We start from the raw sequence: 20,800 nt of genomic DNA, 5'->3' as shown, positions 1-20,800 counted from the left end.
AGCACGATGGCACAGAAGGACACCGCCAAAAACGGTAACGGGGGCAACCTCGGCTTCGAGGCGGATCTTTTCAAGACCGCCGACAAGCTGCGCGGCAATATGGAGCCAAGCGACTACAAGCACGTCGCGCTCGGACTTATCTTCCTCAAGTACATCTCCGACGCCTTCGAGGCCAAGCACAAGGCGCTGCTGACTGAAGACGCACAGGCCGCAGAGGACAAGGACGAGTACATCGCGGACAACGTGTTCTGGGTGCCGAAGGAGGCGCGCTGGTCGCACCTGCAGGCCAACGCCAAGCTGCCCACCATCGGCACCTTGATCGATGACGCGATGCGCGTCATCGAGAAGGACAACGAATCGCTCAAGGGCGTGTTGCCCAAGGACTACGCCCGGCCCGCGCTCAACAAGGTGATGCTGGGCGAGCTGATCGACCTGATCTCCGGCATTGCGCTCAACGAGGAAGGCGACCGCTCCAAGGACATTCTCGGGCGCGTGTACGAGTATTTTTTGGGCCAGTTCGCTGGTGCCGAAGGCAAGCGCGGCGGTGAGTTCTACACGCCTCGCTCCGTGGTGCGCGTGCTGGTCGAAATGCTGGAACCGTACACGGGCCGCGTGTACGACCCGTGCTGCGGCTCAGGCGGGATGTTCGTGCAGTCGGAAAAGTTCGTGCAGGAGCACGGTGGTCGCATTGGGGACATCGCGATCTACGGGCAGGAGTCGAACTACACCACGTGGCGGCTAGCCAAGATGAACTTGGCGGTGCGGGGCATCGACTCCGACATCCGCTGGAACAACGAGGGCAGCTTCCACAAGGACGAACTGCGCGACCTCAAAGCCGACTACATCCTCGCCAACCCGCCCTTCAACATCTCCGACTGGGGCGGCGACCGCCTGCGTGAAGACGTGCGCTGGAAGTTCGGCGTGCCGCCCGTGGGCAATGCCAACTACGCCTGGCTCCAGCACATTTACCACCACCTTGCACCCAACGGCACAGCGGGCGTGGTGCTGGCCAACGGCTCGATGAGCTCTAACCAGTCGGGCGAAGGCGATATCCGCAAGGCGATGCTCGAGGCCGACGCGGTGGATTGCATGGTGGCGCTACCTGGGCAGCTCTTTTACTCCACGCAGATCCCCGCTTGCCTGTGGTTCCTGGCCCGCAACAAGAACCCTGGCCGTGGTCTGCGTGACCGGCGTGGGCAAGTGCTGTTCATCGACGCCCGCAAGATGGGCGTTCTGGTGGATCGCACCCGGCGCGAACTCGCCGACGAGGAGGTCCAGAAGATCGCTGACACCTACCACGCTTGGCGCGGCGAGAAAGACGCCGGGGAGTACGCTGACGTGGCTGGCTTCTGCAAGTCGGCATCGATGGAGGAGATCCGCAAACACGGCCATGTGCTGACTCCCGGGCGCTATGTTGGGACTGGGGACCTCGTCAAGGACGATGAGTCCTTCGAAGAACGAATGACTCGACTCACGATAGAGCTAGGGGAGCAGCTCGCAGAGTCAGCAGGCCTTCAAGCGACGATGCGAGAGCAGCTAAAGCTCATTGGGTTTCCAATTGTGGAGCTCGAGCAATGAAGCTGTCCGATTTGATCGATTTCAACCCGAAGCGTCCGCTCGAAAAGGGTGCCCTTACGCCATTCATTGAGATGGCGGATTTGCCTGAGGGAGAGCGAGATGTCTCAGGGATCGGTAGCCGTGTATTCAACGGTGGCGGCAGCAAATTCAAGAACGGCGACACGCTATTCGCCCGGATTACACCTTGCCTCGAAAACGGTAAAACCGCGAAGGTGAGCGGTCTGCCCAGCAACGCCGTTAGTCATGGCTCGACCGAATTCATCGTCATGGCCGCGAAAGACCCAAGCATTGATGAAGATTTTGTCTATTACGTTGCGAGGCATCCCGACTTTCGAGCCTATGCGAAGGGCCGTATGGAAGGAACCTCCGGGCGACAAAGGGTCTCTTGGCAAGCAATCGCAGATTACGATATTCCTGACTTTTCCAGCCTTGAGCGAAGTGGAATCGGAAGTGTTTTGTCATCGATGGACAACCTCATATCCAACAATCGCCGGGTCACTCAAGCGTTGGAGGCGATGGCACGCACCTTATTCAAGGCGTGGTTCGTGGACTTCGAGCCGGTGCGCGCCAAGCTGGAAGGCCGCTGGCAGCGTGGACAATCGCTGCCCGGCCTACCTGCGCACCTCTACGACGTCTTTCCCGACCGACTCGTCGAATCGGAGTTGGGGGAGATTCCGGAGGGCTGGCAGATGCGTTCGCTTGACTCGATTGCGAGCTATCTCAATGGCCTTGCGCTACAAAAATTTCCGCCCGAAAGCGAAACCGAGTTCCTTCCGGTCATCAAGATCGCACAACTGCGCGCTGGAAATACGACTGGAGCAGACAAGGCGAGCACGCAAATTAAGTCTGAATATGTCGTCGTCGACGGCGACGTGCTGTTCTCGTGGTCGGGCTCCCTCGAGGTTGAAGTGTGGAATGGTGGGCGGGGCGCATTGAACCAGCATCTGTTTAAGGTTACGTCCAACGAGGTGCCAAAGTGGTTCTACTTCTTCGCCACCCGTCAACATTTGTCGGATTTCCGCGCTATTGCCGCTGGCAAGGCCACCACGATGGGCCACATTCAGCGCAAACACCTCACGGAGGCTCGCATTGCTGTTGCACCACCGGAAAGCATGAAAAAGTTTGACGCCGTCATTGCTTCGCAATTTGATCAATTGGTCAGCAGCGCGCAGCAATCCCGCGCGCTCGCCCAACTCCGTGACACCCTTCTCCCGAAACTGGTTTCTGGTGAGCTGCGTGTACCGGATGTCGAGCGCATCGTCGGAGCGGCGGTATGACCTTGGATTGGTGCCCGGGGATTCGCGAGGCCTGCGGCCATTGGCGCGACGCGCCAATGTTGCAGCAGACCTTCGAGGCGATGGAGAACAATCTGGAGCACAACAACGATGCGTGCATCGACTGCGCCAAGACCGTCGTCGAGGTGGTCTGTCGCGTGGTGGTGGAAAGTTTTCACACCCAGCAAAACCCGCTCAAGCCCACACAGGAGACGCCATCGCTTTCGGACTGGCTGACGGCTGCAATTCGCGCGCTCAAACTTGGCGATGTCCGTGACGACCGGTTCAAGAAGCTGGTGTCCAGCCATCACAAGTTGGCCGACGCACTGAACGACCTGCGCAACAAGGCGGGCCCCGCCAGCCACGGCAAAGACCCGTATCTGGCGCGATTGGCAGAGCACCACCGGCGCAGCGCGGTTTTGGCTGCTGATGCCATCGTGGCCTTTCTGCATCAGGCCTTTCTGGATGCGCAGCTCGACCCGGTCAGCTCCCGCGAGCCGTGGGAGCGATTTGCAGAAGAAAACACGCTGATCGACGCGCACGTAGGGCTCACAGTGGATGCCGAGGACGGCGACTCGCCAACCTTGCGCTTCCTGCTGCCGGGCGGTGATGAGCTGCCCATCAACATAGAAGTCAGCCGTTTGCTTTACCAACTGGATCGGGATGCCTACGTCGAAGCGCTGAACGCGGCGCGCGGCGCACCTGCTCCGGCTGTGGAGCCCGTCGAAGGACAAGGAGAGTCAGCATGAAGTTGACGCGCATCGCCAAGCTACGGCTCCGAGTGTTTCGCGACTTTGCTTGGTCAAAGGATCTGCACCCATTCGCCCAGTTCAATGTCATCTACGGGTGGAATGGCAGTGGAAAGACGACGCTGTCTGGACTGCTTTCGCTTGTTGAGAAAAAAATCGCACTCATCGAGGGTGACGCGGAGCTGGAGCTCGACGGCGCGACCAAGGTAGCAGGAACCGCTTTTGCTTCGTCACCGCTTCCCCAAGTGCGCGTGTTTAACCGCGATTTCGTCAACGCCACCCTGTCGCAGGCGGGCGGCGGCATTGCGCCGATCTATTTTCTCGGCGAAGACAGTATTGAGAAACAGACGCGGGTTGAGCAGCTCAAGAAGGAGCTTGCCACGACCGACATCAAGTTGCGGACTGCGCAGACCGACAAGACAAGAGCAGAGTCGAAGCTGGACGATGTCTGTAAGGACAAGGCGAAGCTCATCAAGGAGCTGTTGACCACCGCGAACAGCCGGACCTACAACAACTATGACAAGCGAAATTTCAGGCGTGCCGTTGAAGCAATGGATGCGCAGCAGGCGATGGCCGCGACGCTGACCGACGAGCAGAAAACGCCGCTCCACAGCCAGAAGAACGCTCAGCCAAAGCCCCTTGTCGAGAAGGTCGCCACGCCATCTATCGAGCTTGATGCGCTGACGCGTGAGGTCGACACCTTGGTTGCACGCTCCGTCGTCGCGCAGACGCTTGATGAGCTGACCAGCAATGCCAAGCTTGCCTCATGGGTGCAGGAGGGGATTCATCTGCACTCAGGAGAACACGCAACCGACACTTGCCGCTTCTGCCAACAGCCGCTTCAGGCAGGGCGTCGCTCCGCGCTCGAAGCGCACTTCAACGATGCCTTCGCGATTTTCCAGAAAGACCTGGCCGTTCTTCTCTCAAAGCTGAAGGCAGCCACGCAGGCTGTGGCCTCGCTTTCGCTGCCCGATGTTTCGCGATTCTATGAAGCGCTCGCATCCGATGTGCCATCCGCAGGCGCAATGGTGGTGACGGCGCAGTCAGAGACCCAAGCCGCGCTCGAGGTCTTAATCGCGCGTGTCGAGGCAAAGCGCGATCAGCCGTTCGCACCGACTGCCACGCAGACACCAGCGGCGACGAAACCCTCCTCGATCACTGATGCAGTCGCTGCTTTCAACGAGATCGTAGAGAAGCACAACCGTATATCCGCAGAGTTCACGGCCTCGGTCGACAGTGCGTGCAAGAAGCTTGAGGCGTCGTATGTGGCCGAGGCACACGCCGAATTTGTCCAGCTCGCCGATGCGGTAAAGACCGCGACTTCGAAACTGGAAGGCATAAAAGCTACGCAGGCAAGCACCCAGACACAGATCAATGAACTGGAGCGTGCGATTCTCGAACACCGCCGCCCTGCCGAGGAGCTGACGGCAGAACTGCGCGCCTACCTTGGGCGCGACGAACTGCGCTTCGAGGTGAAGGGCACTGGCTACGCGCTGACCCGCAACGGCCAGTATGTAGCGAATTTGAGCGATGGAGAGCGTACGGCGATTGCGTTCCTCTATTTCCTCAAGTCGTTGCAGGACAGAGCATTCGACTTGAAGAACGGCATTGTGGTCATTGACGATCCGGTATCGAGCCTGGATGACAACGCTCTGTTCTCGGCCTTCGGCTACATGAAGGATCGCACCAAGGAAGCTGGGCAGCTGTTCATCTTTACCCACAGCTTTTCGTTTTTCCGGCTGGTGAAGAACTGGTTTCATCACCTGCCAGGACAACGGAAGAAAAAGACTGAAGACCGACCAGGCCGTTTCTTTCTGCTTCGCGCCCGGTGTCACGCCAACGGATCGCGCACAAGCGAATTGGACCATCTTGACCCTCTGCTTGAGGAGTACGAGTCGGAGTACCAGTATCTGTTCAAGCGAGTCTACGAGGAGGCCCACCGTAATGACGTTGTTCAACTGGAACATCACTACGGTTTGCCCAATGTCGCGCGCCGGTTGATCGAAGCCTTTCTCGCGTTTCGTTTTCCTGAGATGAGCGGGGATCTCGGCCCACGGCTCGAGCGTGTGAATTTCGACAATGCGAAAAAGACCCGCATCCTCCGCCTGCTCAACACTTACTCACACGCTGGCGCAATTGCTGATCCGGGGCACGATCTTTCTCTGCTCGCAGAAACCCAACCCGTATTGCGCGACACACTCGAAATGATGATGGCTGTCGACCGTGAGCATTACGACGGGCTATTGAAGCTGGTGGCGATTCAGCCCATCGAAGAACAAGGAGAACCGTAATGGCGTTTCTGTCGGAGGCCGCCGTAGAGCTGGCATTACTGGAACAGTTGCGAGGGCTGGGATACAGCATCGAACGCGAGGAGGACATCGGCCCCGATGGACACCGACCGGAGCGCGAAAGTTACGATGAGGTTGTGCTCAAGAAGCGGTTTGAAGACGCCGTCGCGCGTCTGAATCCTGGCCTTCCGTTGGAAGCGCGTCAGGATGCCGTGCGGCGCGTGATGCAGTCCGAGCTGCCATCGCTGCTCGAAGAGAACCGCCGTCTCCACAAGCTGATGACGGAAGGTGTGGACGTCGAGTACTACGCGGACGACGGCACGCTAACAGCGGGCAAGGTCGCGCTCATCGACTTCGAACACCCAGAGCAAAACGACTGGTTGGCGGTGAGCCAGTTCGTAGTAATCAACGGCCAGAACAACCGGCGGCCCGATGTGGTGGTGTTCGTGAACGGCTTGCCGCTGGGCGTGATCGAGCTGAAAGCGCCGGGCAGCGCAGGGGCGCATCTGCTGGGCGCGTTCAACCAGTTGCAGACCTACAAGAAGCAAATCCCGGCGCTGTTCAACACCAACGCGCTGCTGGTCACCTCGGATGGCATTGCAGCCAGGGTGGGTTCGCTCTCGGCAGACCTTGAGCGCTGCATGCCTTGGCGTACCACCGACGGCAAGGACGTTGCTCCGAAAGGTGCGCCGGAACTCTCGACGCTGATCGAAGGCGTGTTCGAGCATCGCCGCCTGCTCGATCTGCTCTGCTACTTCACGGTCTTCGGCGAAACCAGTTCCGGGCTGGCCAAGATCATCGCGGGCTACCACCAGTTCCATGCGGTGCGACACGCGGTGGCATCGACTGTTCGTGCTTCGATGGCAGTGCAAGGTGTGGCAGAAGACCCTGCTGACTACGGTTTGCCAAGTGTGAAGACTCAACGTCAAGGCGATAAACGCGCGGGCGTTATTTGGCACACCCAGGGCTCCGGCAAAAGCCTGCTGATGGCGTTCTACGCCGGGCAACTGGTCAAACACCCGGCAATGGCCAACCCAACGCTGGTGGTGCTGACTGACCGCAACGACCTCGACGATCAGCTTTTCTCAACTTTTTCGATGTGCCGCGACCTGATCCGGCAAACCCCAGTGCAGGCCGGGAGCCGCGAAGACTTGCAGAGGGTCTTGAGCCGGGCCTCGGGCGGGGTGATTTTCACGACCTTGCAGAAATTCGGCGAGGTTGCGGAGCCGCTCACCACGCGCCGCAACGTGGTCGTGATCGCAGATGAAGCGCACCGCAGCCAATACGGCTTCAAGGCCAAGGTGGACGCGAAGACCGGCGAAATCTCCTATGGCTTTGCCAAGTACATGCGCGACGCCCTGCCGAACGCATCCTTCATCGGTTTTACCGGCACGCCCATCGAGGCGGACGATGTCAACACCCCGGCAGTGTTCGGCAACTACATCGACGTTTACGACATCAGCCGTGCAGTCGAGGATGGCGCGACCGTTCCGATCTACTACGAGTCCCGATTGGCGCGCATCGAACTCGACGAAGCAGAAAAGTCGAAGATCGATGCCGAAGTTGACGATCTGACCGAGGAAGATTCCGAGGCCGATCAAGAGCGCTTCAAGAGGAAGTGGTCAACGGTTGAAGCCCTGGTGGGTAGCGACAAGCGCCTTGCTCTGGTGGCCCAAGACATGGTCGCCCACTTCGAAGATCGCGTGGCCGCCCTCGACGGTAAGGCGATGGTGGTGTGCATGAGCCGCCGCATCTGCGTCAAGCTTTACGACGAGATCGTTAAGTTGCGCCCGGATTGGCACAGCGCCGATGACAACGCGGGGGCGGTCAAGATCGTGATGACGGGCGCAGCAAGCGACCCGCAGGAGTGGCAGCAGCACATCGGCAATAAGGCCCGGCGCGATCTGCTGGCCAAGCGGGCTCGCGATCCCCAAGACCCACTCAAGCTGGTGATCGTTCGGGACATGTGGCTCACCGGCTTTGACGCGCCGTGTATGCACACGATGTACGTCGACAAGCCGATGAAGGGTCACGGACTGATGCAGGCCATTGCGCGCGTGAACCGCGTGTTCCGCGACAAACCTGCGGGGCTGATCGTGGACTACATCGGTATTGCACAAAACCTGAAAACCGCCCTGCAGCGGTATTCCAAGGGCGACCAAGAGAGCACAGGCATCGACGAAGCACAGGCCGTTGCGGTGATGATGGAGAAGTACGAGGTCGTGCGGGACATGTTCCACGGCTTCGACTATGCGTCAGCGCTGAGTGGCACGCCGCAGGAGCGCCTGGCCATGATGGCGGGGGCCATCGAGTGGATTCTCGATCTGCAGCAGAAGCTGGCTGAGAAGGAAAGAGCGGCGGAGGGTAAGAAGAACGCTCACCGCCGATACCAGGATGCCGTGCTCGCATTGTCCAAGGCTTACGCTCTGGCCTCTGCCTCTGACGAGGCCCGAGAAATTCGAGAGGAGGTTGGCTTCTTCCAGGCGATTCGCGCTGCGTTGGTCAAGAGCAGTACTGGGTCTGGCATGGCCCAGCAAGAGCGCGAGTTGGCTATCCAGCAAATCGTTAGCCGTGCTGTGGTCTCGACCGAGATCGTGGACATCTTGGCGGCTGCGGGAGTCAAGAGCCCGGACATCTCCATCCTCTCCGACGAGTTTCTTGCCGAAGTGCAACAGATGGAGAAGAGGAATCTTGCGCTGGAAGCACTGCGCAAGTTGCTGAACGACGGCATTCGCTCACGCAGCAAGGCCAACGTGGTGCAGACCAAGGCCTTCTCGGTGCGATTGGAAGACGCCGTGGCACGCTATCACGCCAATGCGATCACCACCGCCGAGGTGCTGCAGGAGCTGATCCAGTTGGCCAAGGACATCCGAGCGGCTCGCCAGCGTGGCGAAGAGTCCGGGCTGTCAGACGAAGAGATTGCCTTCTACGACGCCCTGGCCGAGAACGAAAGCGCGGTGCAGATGATGGGCGACGACAAGCTCAAGCTGATCGCCCACGAATTGCTGATGAGCCTGCGCGAGAACGTGTCGGTTGACTGGGCCCACCGGGACTCTGCCCGCGCACGGATGCGGGTGCTGGTGAAGCGCACCCTCCGCAAGTATGGCTACCCGCCCGACCTCCAAGACACGGCAGTTCAAACGGTGCTGCAACAGGCCGAGGCGTTGTCGTCGAGGTGGTCGGTTTCACGTGGAGGGTCGCTCTGATATAGACAACCGAGAAATTGAACAGTGTCAAGTCCCTGCTCTTTGCTACTCGCATCGCGCCTTGATTGTTCGCGATGCTTTTTTGCTCGCAAAAATCAGGGTGTTTCACGCTAAGAATATCCCTAGGGATACGCTGAAAAAATCGTCATTCCCGCGAAGGCGGGAATCCAGGGTGTTGATTTTGCTGGGTTTTGCTTTTGGCAAACACGATTTTTCTGAATAAATCAGCGCGTCCCTGGCTCCCAGGGCTGGGCACGCTGGAAAATCAAGATCAGGACAGACGGGATTCAACCAGGTTTCGGAAAACACTCGCAAAAAATTTCCGCTCCTGATCAAATCAACCCGCCAGTAGCGCCTTGAGATCCTTGAGCATCAAGAACAGATGATAAGGGTCGGTCGGACTGGGGTCGAACTCCCAGGACTCATACCACTGCCGCGCGGCCTCATCCTTGGCATGAACCAGCAGGCAGCGAATGCCCGCAATGTCAGCGGCCTGTGCGGTGCGCAGCAGCGCGTCCTTGAGCAGCGCCTTGCCCAGACCCTGTCCCTGGTGATCACGATCCACGGCCAACCGCGCCAGGATCATGACCGGCACGGGATGCCGGGCCAAGCCCTTCATGACGCGCGCTGGGGTGCCCTGCGGATCAATACTTCCAACCGCCAGACTGTAGAAGCCCACGACCTGGCCGCCAAGGCAGCACACATAAGTCTGGGCGCTGTTGGCTTGCTGGTTGACCAGAGCGTAGCGTTGCAAAAACTGGTTGAGTGGCGCTTGCCCGCAGTCAAAGCCTTCGGTCGAGTCCGCAGGCGTGAGCTTGCGGACGGACTCATACGCTGCACTCAACCCAGAACCCCAGGTTCACTGAGCAGTTTCTTCAAGCGCGGCTTGGCTTGCACGGGACGATCCAGCGCCTGCTGAAACGCCTGCCACTGCTCATCGTCCAGCACAAAGCAACGACGGTCTGCCAATGCTTGGTTGGCCGCGATCACCCCGGCATCCAGCAGGAATTCACTGACGTTTTTATGGCAAGAGCGCGCAGCCTCCTGCAGCAACTGTTTGACCGCACTGCTGGCGCGGACATCGATCCGTTCGGTTTTAGAGAGATTCGAGGCGCTCATGGTAACCCCCATGTTTTGACACTATCGGTATGGTAGCGTCCGGATGATGTCCTGACAAATCAAACGTGCATTGATATCTCGCGACTGACATTCGATGTGAACCGGGAGTGAATCACTGTGCAAGGCGGTGACCTGGATACCGACAACGTGTGGCCCTGCGAGTGAGGCAAACTGGGTTCTGATGACCTGGAAGATATTATTGAGGATGCACCGCACAACCCCTTATTCATCAAAAAAGCCCCGCATCCACGGGGCTTTTTTTCGCAACATCAACAAACCGACTGCAAATGCCGGGCTTGCTTCACACGTCAGACGTTAAACAAGAAATTCATCACATCGCCGTCCTGCACCACGTACTCCTTGCCTTCCGAGCGCATTTTGCCGGCCTCTTTGGCCTTGGCTTCGCCGCCGCAGGCGATGAAGTCGGCGTAGGCGATGGTTTGCGCGCGGATGAAGCCGCGTTCAAAGTCGGTGTGGATCACACCGGCGGCTTGCGGGGCGGTGTCGCCTTTGTGGATGGTCCAGGCGCGCACTTCCTTTACCCCGGCGGTGAAGTAGGTTTGCAGGCCGAGCAGCTCGTAGCCGGCGCGGATCAGCCGGTTCAGGCCGGGTTCTTCCAGGCCCAGGCTATCGAGGAATTCCTGCTTGTCGGCGTCGTCCAGGTCGGCAATTTCGCTTTCGATGGCGGCGCAGACGGCTACCACGGGTGCGCCTTCCTTGCTGGCGAATTCGGTCAGGCGGTCGAGGAAGGCATTGTTGCTGAAGCCGTCTTCAGCCACGTTGGCCACATACATGGCCGGCTTGATGGTCAGCAGGCAGAACGGCTTGATCAGGGTTTGCTGCTCAGCGTCCAGGCCCATGCTGCGCGCTGGCAGGCCCTGGTCGAGGTGGGCGCGGATGGTTTCCAGCAGGGCCACCAGCTTGATGGCGTCCTTGTCGCCGCTCTTGGCTTTTTTGCCATCGCGCTGGATGGCTTTTTCCACGGTGGTCAGGTCGGCCAGCGCCAGTTCGGTGCCGATGGTTTCGATGTCGGCGATGGGGTCTACCTTGCCGGCCACGTGGACGATATTGTCGTCGTCAAAGCAGCGCACCACGTTGACGATGGCGTCGGTTTCGCGAATGTTGGCCAGAAACTGGTTGCCCAGGCCTTCGCCTTTGGACGCACCCGCTACCAGGCCGGCGATATCAACAAATTCGACAATGGCCGGTTGCACGCGTTGCGGGTTGATGATTTTGCTCAGGGCGTCCAGGCGGGCGTCCGGCACTTCAACGATGCCGACATTGGGCTCGATGGTGCAAAACGGATAGTTGGCGGCTTCAATGCCGGCCTTGGTCAGGGCGTTGAACAGGGTGGATTTGCCAACGTTGGGCAAACCGACAATACCGCATTTGAGGCTCATGGGGTGTCCTTGTGTATTCAGGGGCGCCGCCGGGGCGGCAGGCGTTATTTGGCGCGGGTGTGCAGGGTTTGCATCGCTTCGGGCAGGCGGCCCGCCAGCACGTCGGGCATCACGTCCAGCGCATGGTCGATGGCGCGGTCGATGGCGTCCTGTTCTTCCTTGCGCGGTGGCTTGAGCACAAAGTTAACCACTTCGGCCTTGTGGCCAGGGTGGCCAATGCCCAGGCGCAAGCGCCAGAAATCGGGTGTGCCCAGCGCCGACAGGATGTCGCGCAGGCCGTTATGTCCGCCATGGCCGCCGCCCAGTTTGAACTTGGCGGCACCGGGTGGCAAATCCAGCTCGTCGTGTACCACCAGGATTTCGTCAGGCTGGATTTTGTAAAACCGCGCCACGGCGGCCACGGCCTTGCCGCTGGCGTTCATGAAGGTTTGCGGTTCCAGCAGGTGCAACTCGCCCGCGCGGCCATACAGGCTGAAAAACTTGCCTTCGGCGCGCAGGGGCGCGTGCTGCTGGCGGGAGAGCAGATCGACCAGCCAGAAGCCGGCGTTGTGCCGGGTGGCGGCGTAGTCCGGGCCAGGGTTGCCCAGGCCGACAATCAGACGGATAGAGGCCATGATGAATCCAGAAACCAGAAAGGCAGAAATCAGTCGCGCAGGATGACAAAACGGCCCGCTGCGCAGGCAACGAGCCGTTCTGCTCTGACCGCCCCGAAGGGGAGAATCAGGAAGCTTGTGCCACGGCCAGGTCGTGACCGCGAGCCAGTTCGACCAGCTCGACGCCTTCTGCCACCGGCAGGTCGGACAGGTGAACCGACTGGCCGCTTTGCAGGGCGGACAGGTCCACTTCCACAAAGGCCGGCAGGTTGGCCGGCAGGGCCTTGACCACCACGTCGTTCATGATGTGGGTGATCTTCTTGCCACCCAGCTTCACTGCCGGGCAAATATCGGCGTTCTTGAAGTGCAGGGCCACCTTGGTGGTGATTTTTTCATTGGCGTTCACGCGCTGGAAGTCCACGTGCAGCACTTGCGGCTTCCACGGGTGCAGCTGGGTGTCACGCAGCAGGACGGCTTCAGTGGCACCATCCAGATTCAGGGTCAGCACGGCACCGTGGAAGGCTTCGTCCTTCAGTGCGTAAAACAGGGTGTTGTGGTCCAGTTCGATGGACACGGCATCCTGGTTACCACCGTACACCACGCCCGGCACCTTGCCAGCGCGACGCAGGCGGCGGCTCGCACCCGTACCCTCGACAACGCGCTTTTGTGCAATCACTTCAATAGTCATTTTCCAGCTCCAGACAATATAAATGGGCGCAACCGCGACCAGTTGCCCCCGAAAATCCGTCAGGCAATGCGCCTGACGGGAAAAAAGCGTTTCCTGGCTGTGCCAGGGGTCAACGTTCGACGAACAGGTAGCTGACCGATTCTTCGTTGTTGATGCGGCGCAGAGTTTCGGCGATCAGGCCGGCAATCGACACCACGCGGATTTTTTTCTGGGCGGCGGCGTCGGCGCGCAGCGGGATGGTGTCGGTGACCACCACTTCGTCCAGCACCGACGAGCCAATGCGGTCAGCGGCCTGGCCGGACAGCACCGGGTGGGTGGCGTAGGCCACCACACGGGCAGCGCCCTTGTCTTTCAGCGCTTGCGCGGCCTTGCACAGGGTGTTGGCGGTGTCGATCATGTCATCGACGATCAGGCAGGTTTTGCCTTCGATTTCGCCGATGATGTTCATCACTTCGGCCACATTGGCCTTGGGACGACGCTTGTCGATGATGGCCAGTTCGCAGGTCAGTGCCTTGGCCATGGCGCGTGCGCGCACCACACCGCCGATGTCCGGGCTGACGACCATCAGGTCTTCGTAGCGCTGGGCTTCGATTTCACGCAGCAGCACGGGCGTGGCGTAGACGTTGTCCACCGGGATATCAAAGAAACCCTGGATCTGGTCAGCGTGCAGGTCAACGGTGAGCAGACGGTCAACGCCTGCCGAGGTGAGCATATTGGCCACCAGCTTGGCCGAGATCGGCACCCGCGCGGAGCGCGGACGACGGTCCTGACGGGCATAGCCGAAATACGGGATGGCGGCGGTGATCCGGCCAGCAGAGGCGCGCTTGAGCGCGTCCACCATGGTCAGCACTTCCATCAGGTTGTCGTTGGTGGGCTGACAGGTGGACTGCAGCACGAAGACATCCCGGCCACGCACGTTTTCCAGCAGCTCAATGGCCACTTCGCCATCGCTGAACCGGTTCACGTCGGCGCGACCCAGGGAGATATCCAGGTGCTTTACCACGTTCTGGGCGAGTTCCGGGTTAGCAGTCCCGGTAAAAACCATCAAGCTATCGTAGGAGGCCATGTTTCCGCTACCTGAGGACAAACAAAAAGCGTGTAAGTGAGCTTGACTTACACGCTTTGGTTTCTGACACATGATTTGCAATCTTGGCTGGGGAGGTAGGGATCGAACCTACGAATGTCGGAATCAAAATCCGATGCCTTACCACTTGGCGACTCCCCAGTAACCTTCAACGACCGTCGTACAGCGGGTGATGTTGCAACCCACGGGCCATAAAACCCGTATAACTGTGCGACAGCGACTGGAAAACTGCTCCTGCCTGAGCTTCCGCGTCATATTCCAGGAAGACACACGCCCCGGAACCTGTCATCATGGCTGATCCGTATTCACTGGCTTTCGCCAGGCAATCAGCTACTTCAGGAAACATCTGGCAAACCACGCTTTGCATGTCGTTCTTGCGCTGCGTCGTTTGGAGAGCACGCATTATGCTAGGGGTCGAATTGCGTGTCAAGCCCTGGTGCGAAAAAATTTTCGCAGTGGGCACCGACACCCCTGGATGCAATACCACATACCAGGCATCGGGCACGTCGCACTCGGTCAGTTCATCGCCAATGCCGGTGGCAAAGGCCGGGCGGCCAAAAATGAACACCGGCACGTCAGCGCCCAGTGTTACGCCAATATCCTGCAAGGCCTGCCGGGGCAGGTTCAGTTGCCATAGCCGGTTGAGTGCCAGCAGGACGGTTGCCGCATCCGAACTGCCGCCCCCCAGTCCACCCCCCATCGGAATCCGCTTGTGCAGGCGGATCGACGCGCCCAGCGTGCTGCCGCTGGCGGCTTGCAGCGCCCGGGCGGCGCGCACGGTCAGGTCGGTGTCGGCGGGGACGCCGGCAATCGGCGTATCCAGCACCATCTGGCCGTCGTCGCGTACCGCCAGTTCGACGGTGTCCATCAGGTCAATAAAGCGGAACACGCTTTCCAGCAGATGGTAGCCATCGGCGCGCCGGCCAGTGATGGCCAGGGTGAGGTTGAGCTTGGCCGGGGCCGGAAAAGACTGGAACGGGGAGATTATTGCCATTGGTGCATCACAAAACGAAGGTCAAGATCGGGGCGGCTGAGCAATACCTTGGCCGGGCGGCGGCCATAGCGGGTGTCCTGGTAGTCGGCCAGTTCAATCCGCCAGCCTTGCTGGGTGAAGCCGCTGTCAGTGGCCTGGCTGGGCAGGCCGGGTGCGGGCAGGCCCGCCAGCCAGTAGGGAAGATTGTCCAGCGGCAGGGGCCAGCCCAGCAATGACTGGCTGAGCTGCTCGGCGTCCTGTGCCTGGTGGGTTTCGCCGCGTGCGGTCAGCGTGACGCCCTCGGCGTGGCGCACCAGCCGGGCCAGGGTTTGTCCCAGCGGGGTGGTGATGTCGAAGGTATCAACGCCGGCCTGACGACGCCAGTCAAAGTTGCCATACGAGCCCTTGCCCGACACTTTAACCGACAGCCTGCCGGCCACATCCCAACGGGATGGTAGCGCTTGCGTCTGACTGAGCGGCGCGGGCGTGGGTGGGGTCAGCCAGGCGCAGCCCCCCAGCGCCAGACTCAGCACCAGGCCGGCTGGGTGCCACAGGGTGCGGGCAACGCTCATCGGACAAATCGCTGTTGGGTCTGGCGGACAATGTCACTGTCCGGGCTGGCTTCCAGCGTGCGTGTCCACAGCGCCCTGGCCTCGGCTTCGCGGCCAATTTTCCACAGCACTTCACCCAGGTGGGCGGCCACTTCCGGGTCGGGCAGCAGGTGGTGGGCGCGCTGCAGATAGCGCAGCGCGGCTTCCAGCTTGCCTGAGCGGTATTCCACCCAGCCCATGCTGTCCAGAATCATCGGGTTGTCCGGGTCCAGTTTCAGTGCCCGGCTGACCAGCGCGCGTGCTTCGCGGATGCGGGTGGTGCGGTTGGCCAGAATATAGCCCAGTGCATTCAGTCCCTGCGCGCTATGGGGTTTGAGCTTGAGGTAGGCGCGCAGGTCTTTTTCTGCATCGGCCACCCGTTGCTGGTCGTCCAGCAGCAGCGCGCGTTCGTAGCGCCATTCGGCCACCGCCGGGGTGCGGGCCAGCGCTTCATCCAGAATGCGAATGGCGCGCTCTGGCCGGTTGGCGTTGCGCGCCAGCTGGGCTTGCGCCAGCACCAGCGCGCTGCGCTCGGCACCCTGCATGTCGGCCAGCCGGGCCAGGCGGATCAGGCCGGCGTCCAGTTGGCCGGAGCCGGCTTCCAGCGCGGCCAGCCGGCTTTGTGAGGGAACCAGCTGTGCTCCGGCGGTGACGGCCTCGTACCAGCGCATGGCCTCGGCGGTTTGCTGGCGCTCTTCGGCCATTTGCCCGAGGGTGAAGCGGATGAAGTCGGCGTCGCGGTAGCCTTGCTCCAGTGCGGTGCGCAAGGCGCGTTCAGCTTCGTCGTAGTCTTTCAGTTCATACGACAGCACGCCCACCGCGTAAGCGGCTTCGGCCTGTTTCGGGTATTTGGCGCGCAGCCGCTGAAAGGCATCGCGGGCAGCGTCGTAGCGCTTGAGCATCACCAGCAGGCGCGGCTGGCTCAGTTGCAGTTCCAGCCCGGCCTGTGGGCGGCGGGCCAGTTCACGTTGCAGCAGTTCCAGCGCCTGTTCTGGCGATACCTGGCGCACACGGTCCACATACCAGGCCACGGGCAGATCCCAGGCGGGGGCCAGGGTGGCCAGGGTGTCCAGTTCGGATTGCACCATGGCGCTGTCGCCGGCTTCGTGCGCGGTGACCATCAGGGCAAAGTGGCCTTCGGGCACGCTGGGAAACGGCAGCAGCAGGGTTTGCATCATCCGGTACGCGGCAGCTTTGTCAGCCTGACGCGGCAGCAGGGTAGTCAGGTGCAGGAACACCTGGGCGGCTTCTGCTGGCCGGGCGGCCAGTTGCGCTTGTATCCCAGGGGTGGCCTCGGCCAGCCGGCCCGCGCGCAGCAGGGTGGCGGTCAGCTGAAACTCGGCGTGATCGGTATTCGGGTCGAGCTCACGCCACAGCTTCAGGGCGGTGATGGCGACCTCCAGCTGGTTGGCGGTCAGGGCAAATTCAGCCGCCCGCCGTGCCAGCCGGGGGTCGCGGGTGCTGCGGGCCAGGCCCAGCAGGGTGGGCGCAGCAGCGGATGCGCCGCCGCGCTGGGCGGCAATTTCACTGGCCAGCACGCCAAACAGGATTTCGTTGCTTAATGGCAGCCGGGGGTAGGCGGCGTCGGCGACCGGGGCGGCCTGCGGCGCGGGCGTGGGCACAACGGCGGGTGCCTGCGTGCTGGGTACGCGGGTGGCGCAGGCCGACAAGGCGGCCATCAGAATCAGGCTCGACGCAGTAAGGCGGATATTCATGAACAGATTTCGCGAATGGCTGACCATAATGACCGGCAAAGCCACGGCTTTGCCGAAGAATGCTGCTTGGCCGGGCAGGAGGCGGGCGGGTGGCCACGCGCAATTGCCAGGCAGGCCCAGGCCGATGCGATGGCGGCCAGCAGGCGGGCACAACATCGGGCAGGTCTCGCGTTAGAATAGCACGCTCACTTTACCGATGGCCGCCTAAAGCATGCCTGAATTGCCAGAAGTTGAAACCACTTGCCGGGGCGTGCGCCCTTTGCTGACCGGACACACGCTGACTGGCGTGCGGGTGCGCTGTGCGCGGCTGCGCTGGCCGGTTGACCCGGAACTGGCCAGCCGGCTGACTGGCGTTCGGGTGACGGCGGTCAGCCGGCGGGCCAAATACCTGCTGATGGCGCTGGACAGCGGGGCGACGCTGATCATCCATCTGGGCATGTCCGGCAGTCTGCGCCATGTGCCTGCCGACACGCCGCCCGAGCGCCACGACCATGTGGACTTGCTGCTGGGCGAGCATTGCTTGCGCTATCGCGACCCGCGCCGCTTTGGTGCCATCCTGTATTGCCCTGGTCCGGTGGAGCTGCATCCGCTGCTGGTCAAGCTGGGGCCGGAGCCCTTGTCTGATGGGTTTGATGGTGAGGTGCTGTTTGCCGCGTGCCGGGGCAAGACTGCTGCCATCAAGACTGTGCTGATGGACAACCATGTGGTGGTGGGGGTGGGTAATATTTACGCCAACGAGGCGCTGTTTGCCGCCGGTGTGCGCCCCACCCGTCCCGCCGGGCAGGTGAGCCGCGACGCGTGCCAGCGTCTGGCCGCTGCCATCCGCGCCACCCTGCTGCGCGCCATCGAAGCCGGCGGCAGCACGCTGCGCGATTTTACCGATGCGATTGGCAAACCGGGGTATTTTCAGCAACAGTATGCCGTTTATGGCCGTACCGGCCAGCCTTGTCATGCCTGTGCAACCTTGGTGCAACACACTCGCCTGGGGCAGCGTTCCAGTTTTTTCTGCCCGCATTGTCAAACCTGACCCTTCGACACCATGACCCGCACGTCCACTTCCCCTGGCTTTGCCACTGTTGCCCTGCCTGTCCGCCTGTGGCGGCTGACCCGTCTGACCCTGCATGTATTCGGTGGGCTGGTGCGGGTGCTGACGGTTTTCCCCCGCTACACCCCGGCACGTCGCCACCAGATGCAGCGCGACTGGTCGCGCCGGCTGATGACGATTTTGAATATCCGTCTGCGCGTGCTGGGGTCACCCCCGATGGCGCTTTACCCGGCCAATACCCTGCTGGTGGCCAATCATGTGTCCTGGCTGGATATTTTTGCCCTGAACAGCGTGACCATCACCCGCTTTGTGGCCAAAAGCGAAATCCGCCGCTGGCCCGTATTGGGCACGCTGGTGACCCGCGCCGGCACGCTGTATATCGACCGTGGCAACCGGCGCGATGCAGCGCGCATCAATCTGAACATGGCCAAGGCGCTGCGTGAGGGTGATTGCATCGGCCTGTTTCCGGAGGGCACCACGTCGGACGGGCTCAGCCTGCTGCCGTTCAAGGCTTCGCTGTTTGACGCCGCCGCCAAGGCGCACGCTACCGTGCAGCCTGTTACCCTGCGCTTCATGAACGCCGACAACAGCATCAGCCAGGCCGCCAGCTATGTGGGCAACACCAGCCTGCTGCAGTCGATCTGGATGCTGGCCTCGGCGCGGGGTCAGGTGGTGGAGCTGCACTACGGCCAAGCGCTCAGCGGCCATCAACGCACTCGCTTTGAACTGTGCGCCCATGCAGAACGGGAGATCGCGGCGGGCTTGCAGCCGGGAGGGCAGATGCCGGTCAGGGTGGTGGAGGCGGTGGAGGCATAAGCGCCCCAGAGTGAAAATAATCCGCCAGTTCCTTGGCGCTGGGGCAGGCGGCATGCTGAGCGGCGCGGGCGATGGAAAACCCCCAGTGTTTGAGCAATCTTTGGGTAAACGCCACTTTGCTGACGCCAGGGCCACGTTTGCCGTGCTCGCTGGCGATTTGCTTGAGTCGCTCCCAGGGTTTGTCTGGCGTGGTTTCCGGTTGAGGTTCGTGAAAGTTGTTTATTTTCAGCCAGGCGTTCATGGCCTGGCTGTCGGCTAAAAACCAGGCTTCTAGCGCTTTCACTGCGACAAATATACATTGGATGCGCGGATGTGCCACCCGCTGCCGCACCAAGTCGGGGTGCGCTTCGTCTTCCAGGTCGGTGAGGACAACAATCCGCTCGACGCCCGCATGGCTCAGGTGTTGAATATACGGCTCAATATGCTGGGGAAGCAGATTGCCTCCCCCTTTGGCGTTAATCACCGGCGTTACCAAGGTGCAGCCATGGTCATGCAGCCATTGTTGAAACATCAGTGACTCCACCACCAATTTTTCGCTATCTCCCTCAACGATAAACCCGACCTTTACCATGGCAAGCCCCCGTCCAATAAATTGGTCAGCCAGGCGGTGTCCAGCGGAATCTGGGTTTTATCCACACCGGCCAATTCGGCTGGGCTTACCTCGGTTTTGCCATCCACTTTACTGACCAGATACAGCTCAGCGGTATTGAGCTGACGAACAATCGATTCGCTGTGCGTGGTCAAAAAAATCGGGTGTTCGGCAGAGGCGTTTTCCCGCATCAGCAGCACCAATTCGCCAATGGCCTTGGGGTGAATGCCCCGCTCGGGCTCTTCGATGATGGTGATGCCACGGCGCTCGGCGCGACTGAGCACCGCAGTCAACATACACAATACATACAGCGTGCCATCCGACACCAGCTTGGCCGGAAAGCGGGTTTTTGTGCCGGCTTCCTTGAAGGTAATCACCGTGGAGCTATCCAGGCGCTGAGTTTCGGTGGAAATGCTTTCCATGCCGGGCACAATCAGCGCTAGCCATTCCTGCACCTGCTCACGAAACTCAGGCTCGGCCTCAAGCCGGGACAGCACCGATGCCACATTGCGGCCATGTTCATCCAGTTCGCTGGCGTCCGTGGTGGCGCGGCTGGGTTCTTTGGCCGCCAGCGGATCAATGCGGAACACCTTGATATTGGTCAGAAAGTCATACAGTGGCAAACTGCCCAGCAACATCAATGCGGTCATGTCTTTGGGGTAGTCCGGCAACACCTGCATGGCAGACGCACTGCCCAGCCGCACATGCAGCTCGCCATTGGCTTGGCGGTCGATGATTTTTTGCCCGTCTACGCGCAGTGTTTCGTCAATCTGCGGCGCGGCGTCCAAGGTGCGCAAGGTCAGGTGATAGTCGTACACCGCGCCGTCCAGCTCCAGCACCAAGGCAAATTGCATGCTGGTGCGCTGTGCTTTGCGATATTTGAAGCAGTGAATCTGGGCAAAACCGCCAAACCGGGTTCTGGCTTGTGCCGCCCCCTGTTTGACCACTTCCCCCAAAAACGCCAAGGCATCAGTGATATTGCTCTTGCCTGAACCGTTGGCGCCTGCCAGGACTAAAAACGGCGAGACATTCTCAAGCGTTAAATTTGCCACGCTCTTGAAGCCCTTGATGTGCAATTTATGAATGTGCATTA

At 60.7% G+C, this 20,800-nt stretch carries 18 protein-coding genes, 1 tRNA gene and 1 pseudogene; 7 read left to right on the top strand and 13 right to left on the bottom strand.

Going from position 1 to position 20,800, the window contains the following annotated elements:
• Nucleotides 1-6 precede the first annotated feature (6 nt).
• Genes BXU06_RS12360 through BXU06_RS12340 form a run of 5 tightly spaced genes read left to right on the top strand, consistent with a single transcriptional unit; the run spans nt 7 to nt 9,095 of the window.
• Nucleotides 7-1,578, top strand: a complete 1,572-nt coding sequence (locus BXU06_RS12360; RefSeq protein ID WP_077300041.1) for a class I SAM-dependent DNA methyltransferase — start codon at nt 7-9, stop codon at nt 1,576-1,578.
• On the top strand, nt 1,575-2,855 hold the full coding sequence (locus BXU06_RS12355; RefSeq protein ID WP_077300038.1) for a restriction endonuclease subunit S: 1,281 nt from the start codon (nt 1,575-1,577) through the stop codon (nt 2,853-2,855). The genes BXU06_RS12360 and BXU06_RS12355 overlap by 4 nt, the downstream gene beginning before the upstream one ends.
• Entirely contained in the window at nt 2,852-3,601 is a 750-nt protein-coding gene (locus BXU06_RS12350) for an abortive infection family protein (protein WP_077300035.1), read from the top strand. Before BXU06_RS12355 ends, BXU06_RS12350 begins: the two co-directional genes overlap by 4 nt.
• Nucleotides 3,598-5,892 carry an AAA family ATPase gene (locus BXU06_RS12345; RefSeq protein ID WP_077300032.1) on the top strand — a complete coding sequence of 765 codons (2,295 nt, stop codon included), beginning with the start codon at nt 3,598-3,600 and terminating at the stop codon, nt 5,890-5,892. Before BXU06_RS12350 ends, BXU06_RS12345 begins: the two co-directional genes overlap by 4 nt.
• On the top strand, nt 5,892-9,095 hold the full coding sequence (locus BXU06_RS12340; protein ID WP_077300029.1) for a type I restriction endonuclease subunit R: 3,204 nt from the start codon (nt 5,892-5,894) through the stop codon (nt 9,093-9,095). The genes BXU06_RS12345 and BXU06_RS12340 overlap by 1 nt, the downstream gene beginning before the upstream one ends.
• A gap of 337 nt (nt 9,096-9,432) precedes the next feature.
• Here the strand turns inward: BXU06_RS12340 and BXU06_RS12335 are convergent, their stop codons facing one another.
• From BXU06_RS12335 to BXU06_RS12290, 10 genes are all read right to left on the bottom strand, one after another.
• The gene (locus BXU06_RS12335) at nt 9,433-9,939 is read right to left on the bottom strand and encodes a GNAT family N-acetyltransferase (RefSeq protein WP_077300026.1); all 507 of its coding nucleotides are present in this window, start codon (nt 9,937-9,939) and stop codon (nt 9,433-9,435) included.
• Nucleotides 9,936-10,214: a DUF1778 domain-containing protein gene (locus BXU06_RS12330; protein ID WP_077300023.1), complete on the bottom strand. Its 279-nt coding sequence runs from the start codon at nt 10,212-10,214 to the stop codon at nt 9,936-9,938. Before BXU06_RS12330 ends, BXU06_RS12335 begins: the two co-directional genes overlap by 4 nt.
• A gap of 308 nt (nt 10,215-10,522) precedes the next feature.
• Complete coding sequence (ychF, locus tag BXU06_RS12325) at nt 10,523-11,614, bottom strand: redox-regulated ATPase YchF (RefSeq protein WP_077300020.1); 1,092 nt, start codon at nt 11,612-11,614, stop codon at nt 10,523-10,525.
• A 44-nt stretch (nt 11,615-11,658) separates the two neighbouring features.
• The gene (gene pth / locus BXU06_RS12320; protein ID WP_077300017.1) at nt 11,659-12,228 is read right to left on the bottom strand and encodes an aminoacyl-tRNA hydrolase; all 570 of its coding nucleotides are present in this window, start codon (nt 12,226-12,228) and stop codon (nt 11,659-11,661) included.
• 106 nt (nt 12,229-12,334) lie between these two features.
• Nucleotides 12,335-12,895 (bottom strand): 50S ribosomal protein L25/general stress protein Ctc, encoded by a 561-nt coding sequence (locus BXU06_RS12315; protein ID WP_077300015.1) that lies wholly within the window; start codon nt 12,893-12,895, stop codon nt 12,335-12,337.
• A 109-nt stretch (nt 12,896-13,004) separates the two neighbouring features.
• Nucleotides 13,005-13,961 carry a ribose-phosphate pyrophosphokinase gene (locus tag BXU06_RS12310; RefSeq protein ID WP_077300012.1) on the bottom strand — a complete coding sequence of 319 codons (957 nt, stop codon included), beginning with the start codon at nt 13,959-13,961 and terminating at the stop codon, nt 13,005-13,007.
• Nucleotides 13,962-14,045: 84 nt separating this feature from the next.
• Nucleotides 14,046-14,120: transfer RNA gene (locus BXU06_RS12305), tRNA-Gln, on the bottom strand.
• Between the two features lie 7 nt (nt 14,121-14,127).
• The gene (gene ispE / locus BXU06_RS12300; protein ID WP_171982217.1) at nt 14,128-14,973 is read right to left on the bottom strand and encodes a 4-(cytidine 5'-diphospho)-2-C-methyl-D-erythritol kinase; all 846 of its coding nucleotides are present in this window, start codon (nt 14,971-14,973) and stop codon (nt 14,128-14,130) included.
• Complete coding sequence (lolB, locus tag BXU06_RS12295; protein WP_077300009.1) at nt 14,964-15,524, bottom strand: lipoprotein insertase outer membrane protein LolB; 561 nt, start codon at nt 15,522-15,524, stop codon at nt 14,964-14,966. Before lolB ends, ispE begins: the two co-directional genes overlap by 10 nt.
• Nucleotides 15,521-17,257 carry a tetratricopeptide repeat protein gene (locus BXU06_RS12290; RefSeq protein WP_077302861.1) on the bottom strand — a complete coding sequence of 579 codons (1,737 nt, stop codon included), beginning with the start codon at nt 17,255-17,257 and terminating at the stop codon, nt 15,521-15,523. Before BXU06_RS12290 ends, lolB begins: the two co-directional genes overlap by 4 nt.
• A gap of 211 nt (nt 17,258-17,468) precedes the next feature.
• Here BXU06_RS12290 and mutM point away from each other — a divergent pair, with 211 nt between their 5' ends.
• Together mutM and BXU06_RS12280 are read left to right on the top strand one after the other, a co-directional pair.
• Nucleotides 17,469-18,284, top strand: coding sequence for a bifunctional DNA-formamidopyrimidine glycosylase/DNA-(apurinic or apyrimidinic site) lyase (gene mutM, locus BXU06_RS12285; RefSeq protein ID WP_077300006.1), 816 nt, complete (start codon nt 17,469-17,471; stop codon nt 18,282-18,284).
• 12 nt (nt 18,285-18,296) lie between these two features.
• Complete coding sequence (locus BXU06_RS12280; RefSeq protein WP_077300003.1) at nt 18,297-19,118, top strand: 1-acyl-sn-glycerol-3-phosphate acyltransferase; 822 nt, start codon at nt 18,297-18,299, stop codon at nt 19,116-19,118.
• Here BXU06_RS12280 and BXU06_RS12275 read toward each other — a convergent pair.
• From BXU06_RS12275 to BXU06_RS18645, 3 genes and pseudogenes are all read right to left on the bottom strand, one after another.
• Nucleotides 19,090-19,689 (bottom strand): DUF4276 family protein, encoded by a 600-nt coding sequence (locus BXU06_RS12275; RefSeq protein WP_077300000.1) that lies wholly within the window; start codon nt 19,687-19,689, stop codon nt 19,090-19,092. The genes BXU06_RS12280 and BXU06_RS12275 overlap by 29 nt on opposite strands.
• Nucleotides 19,683-20,561, bottom strand: coding sequence for an AAA family ATPase (locus tag BXU06_RS12270; RefSeq protein ID WP_374754331.1), 879 nt, complete (start codon nt 20,559-20,561; stop codon nt 19,683-19,685). The genes BXU06_RS12275 and BXU06_RS12270 overlap by 7 nt, the downstream gene beginning before the upstream one ends.
• A gap of 78 nt (nt 20,562-20,639) precedes the next feature.
• Nucleotides 20,640-20,798 (bottom strand): annotated as a pseudogene (locus tag BXU06_RS18645) (AAA family ATPase); the annotation flags it as partial.
• Between the last annotated feature and the right edge of the window lie 2 nt (nt 20,799-20,800).

It is taken from the genome of Aquaspirillum sp. LM1, from assembly GCF_002002905.1.
Lineage (GTDB): Bacteria > Pseudomonadota > Gammaproteobacteria > Burkholderiales > Aquaspirillaceae > Rivihabitans.
This window is presented reverse-complemented; position numbering and strand designations above follow the sequence as displayed.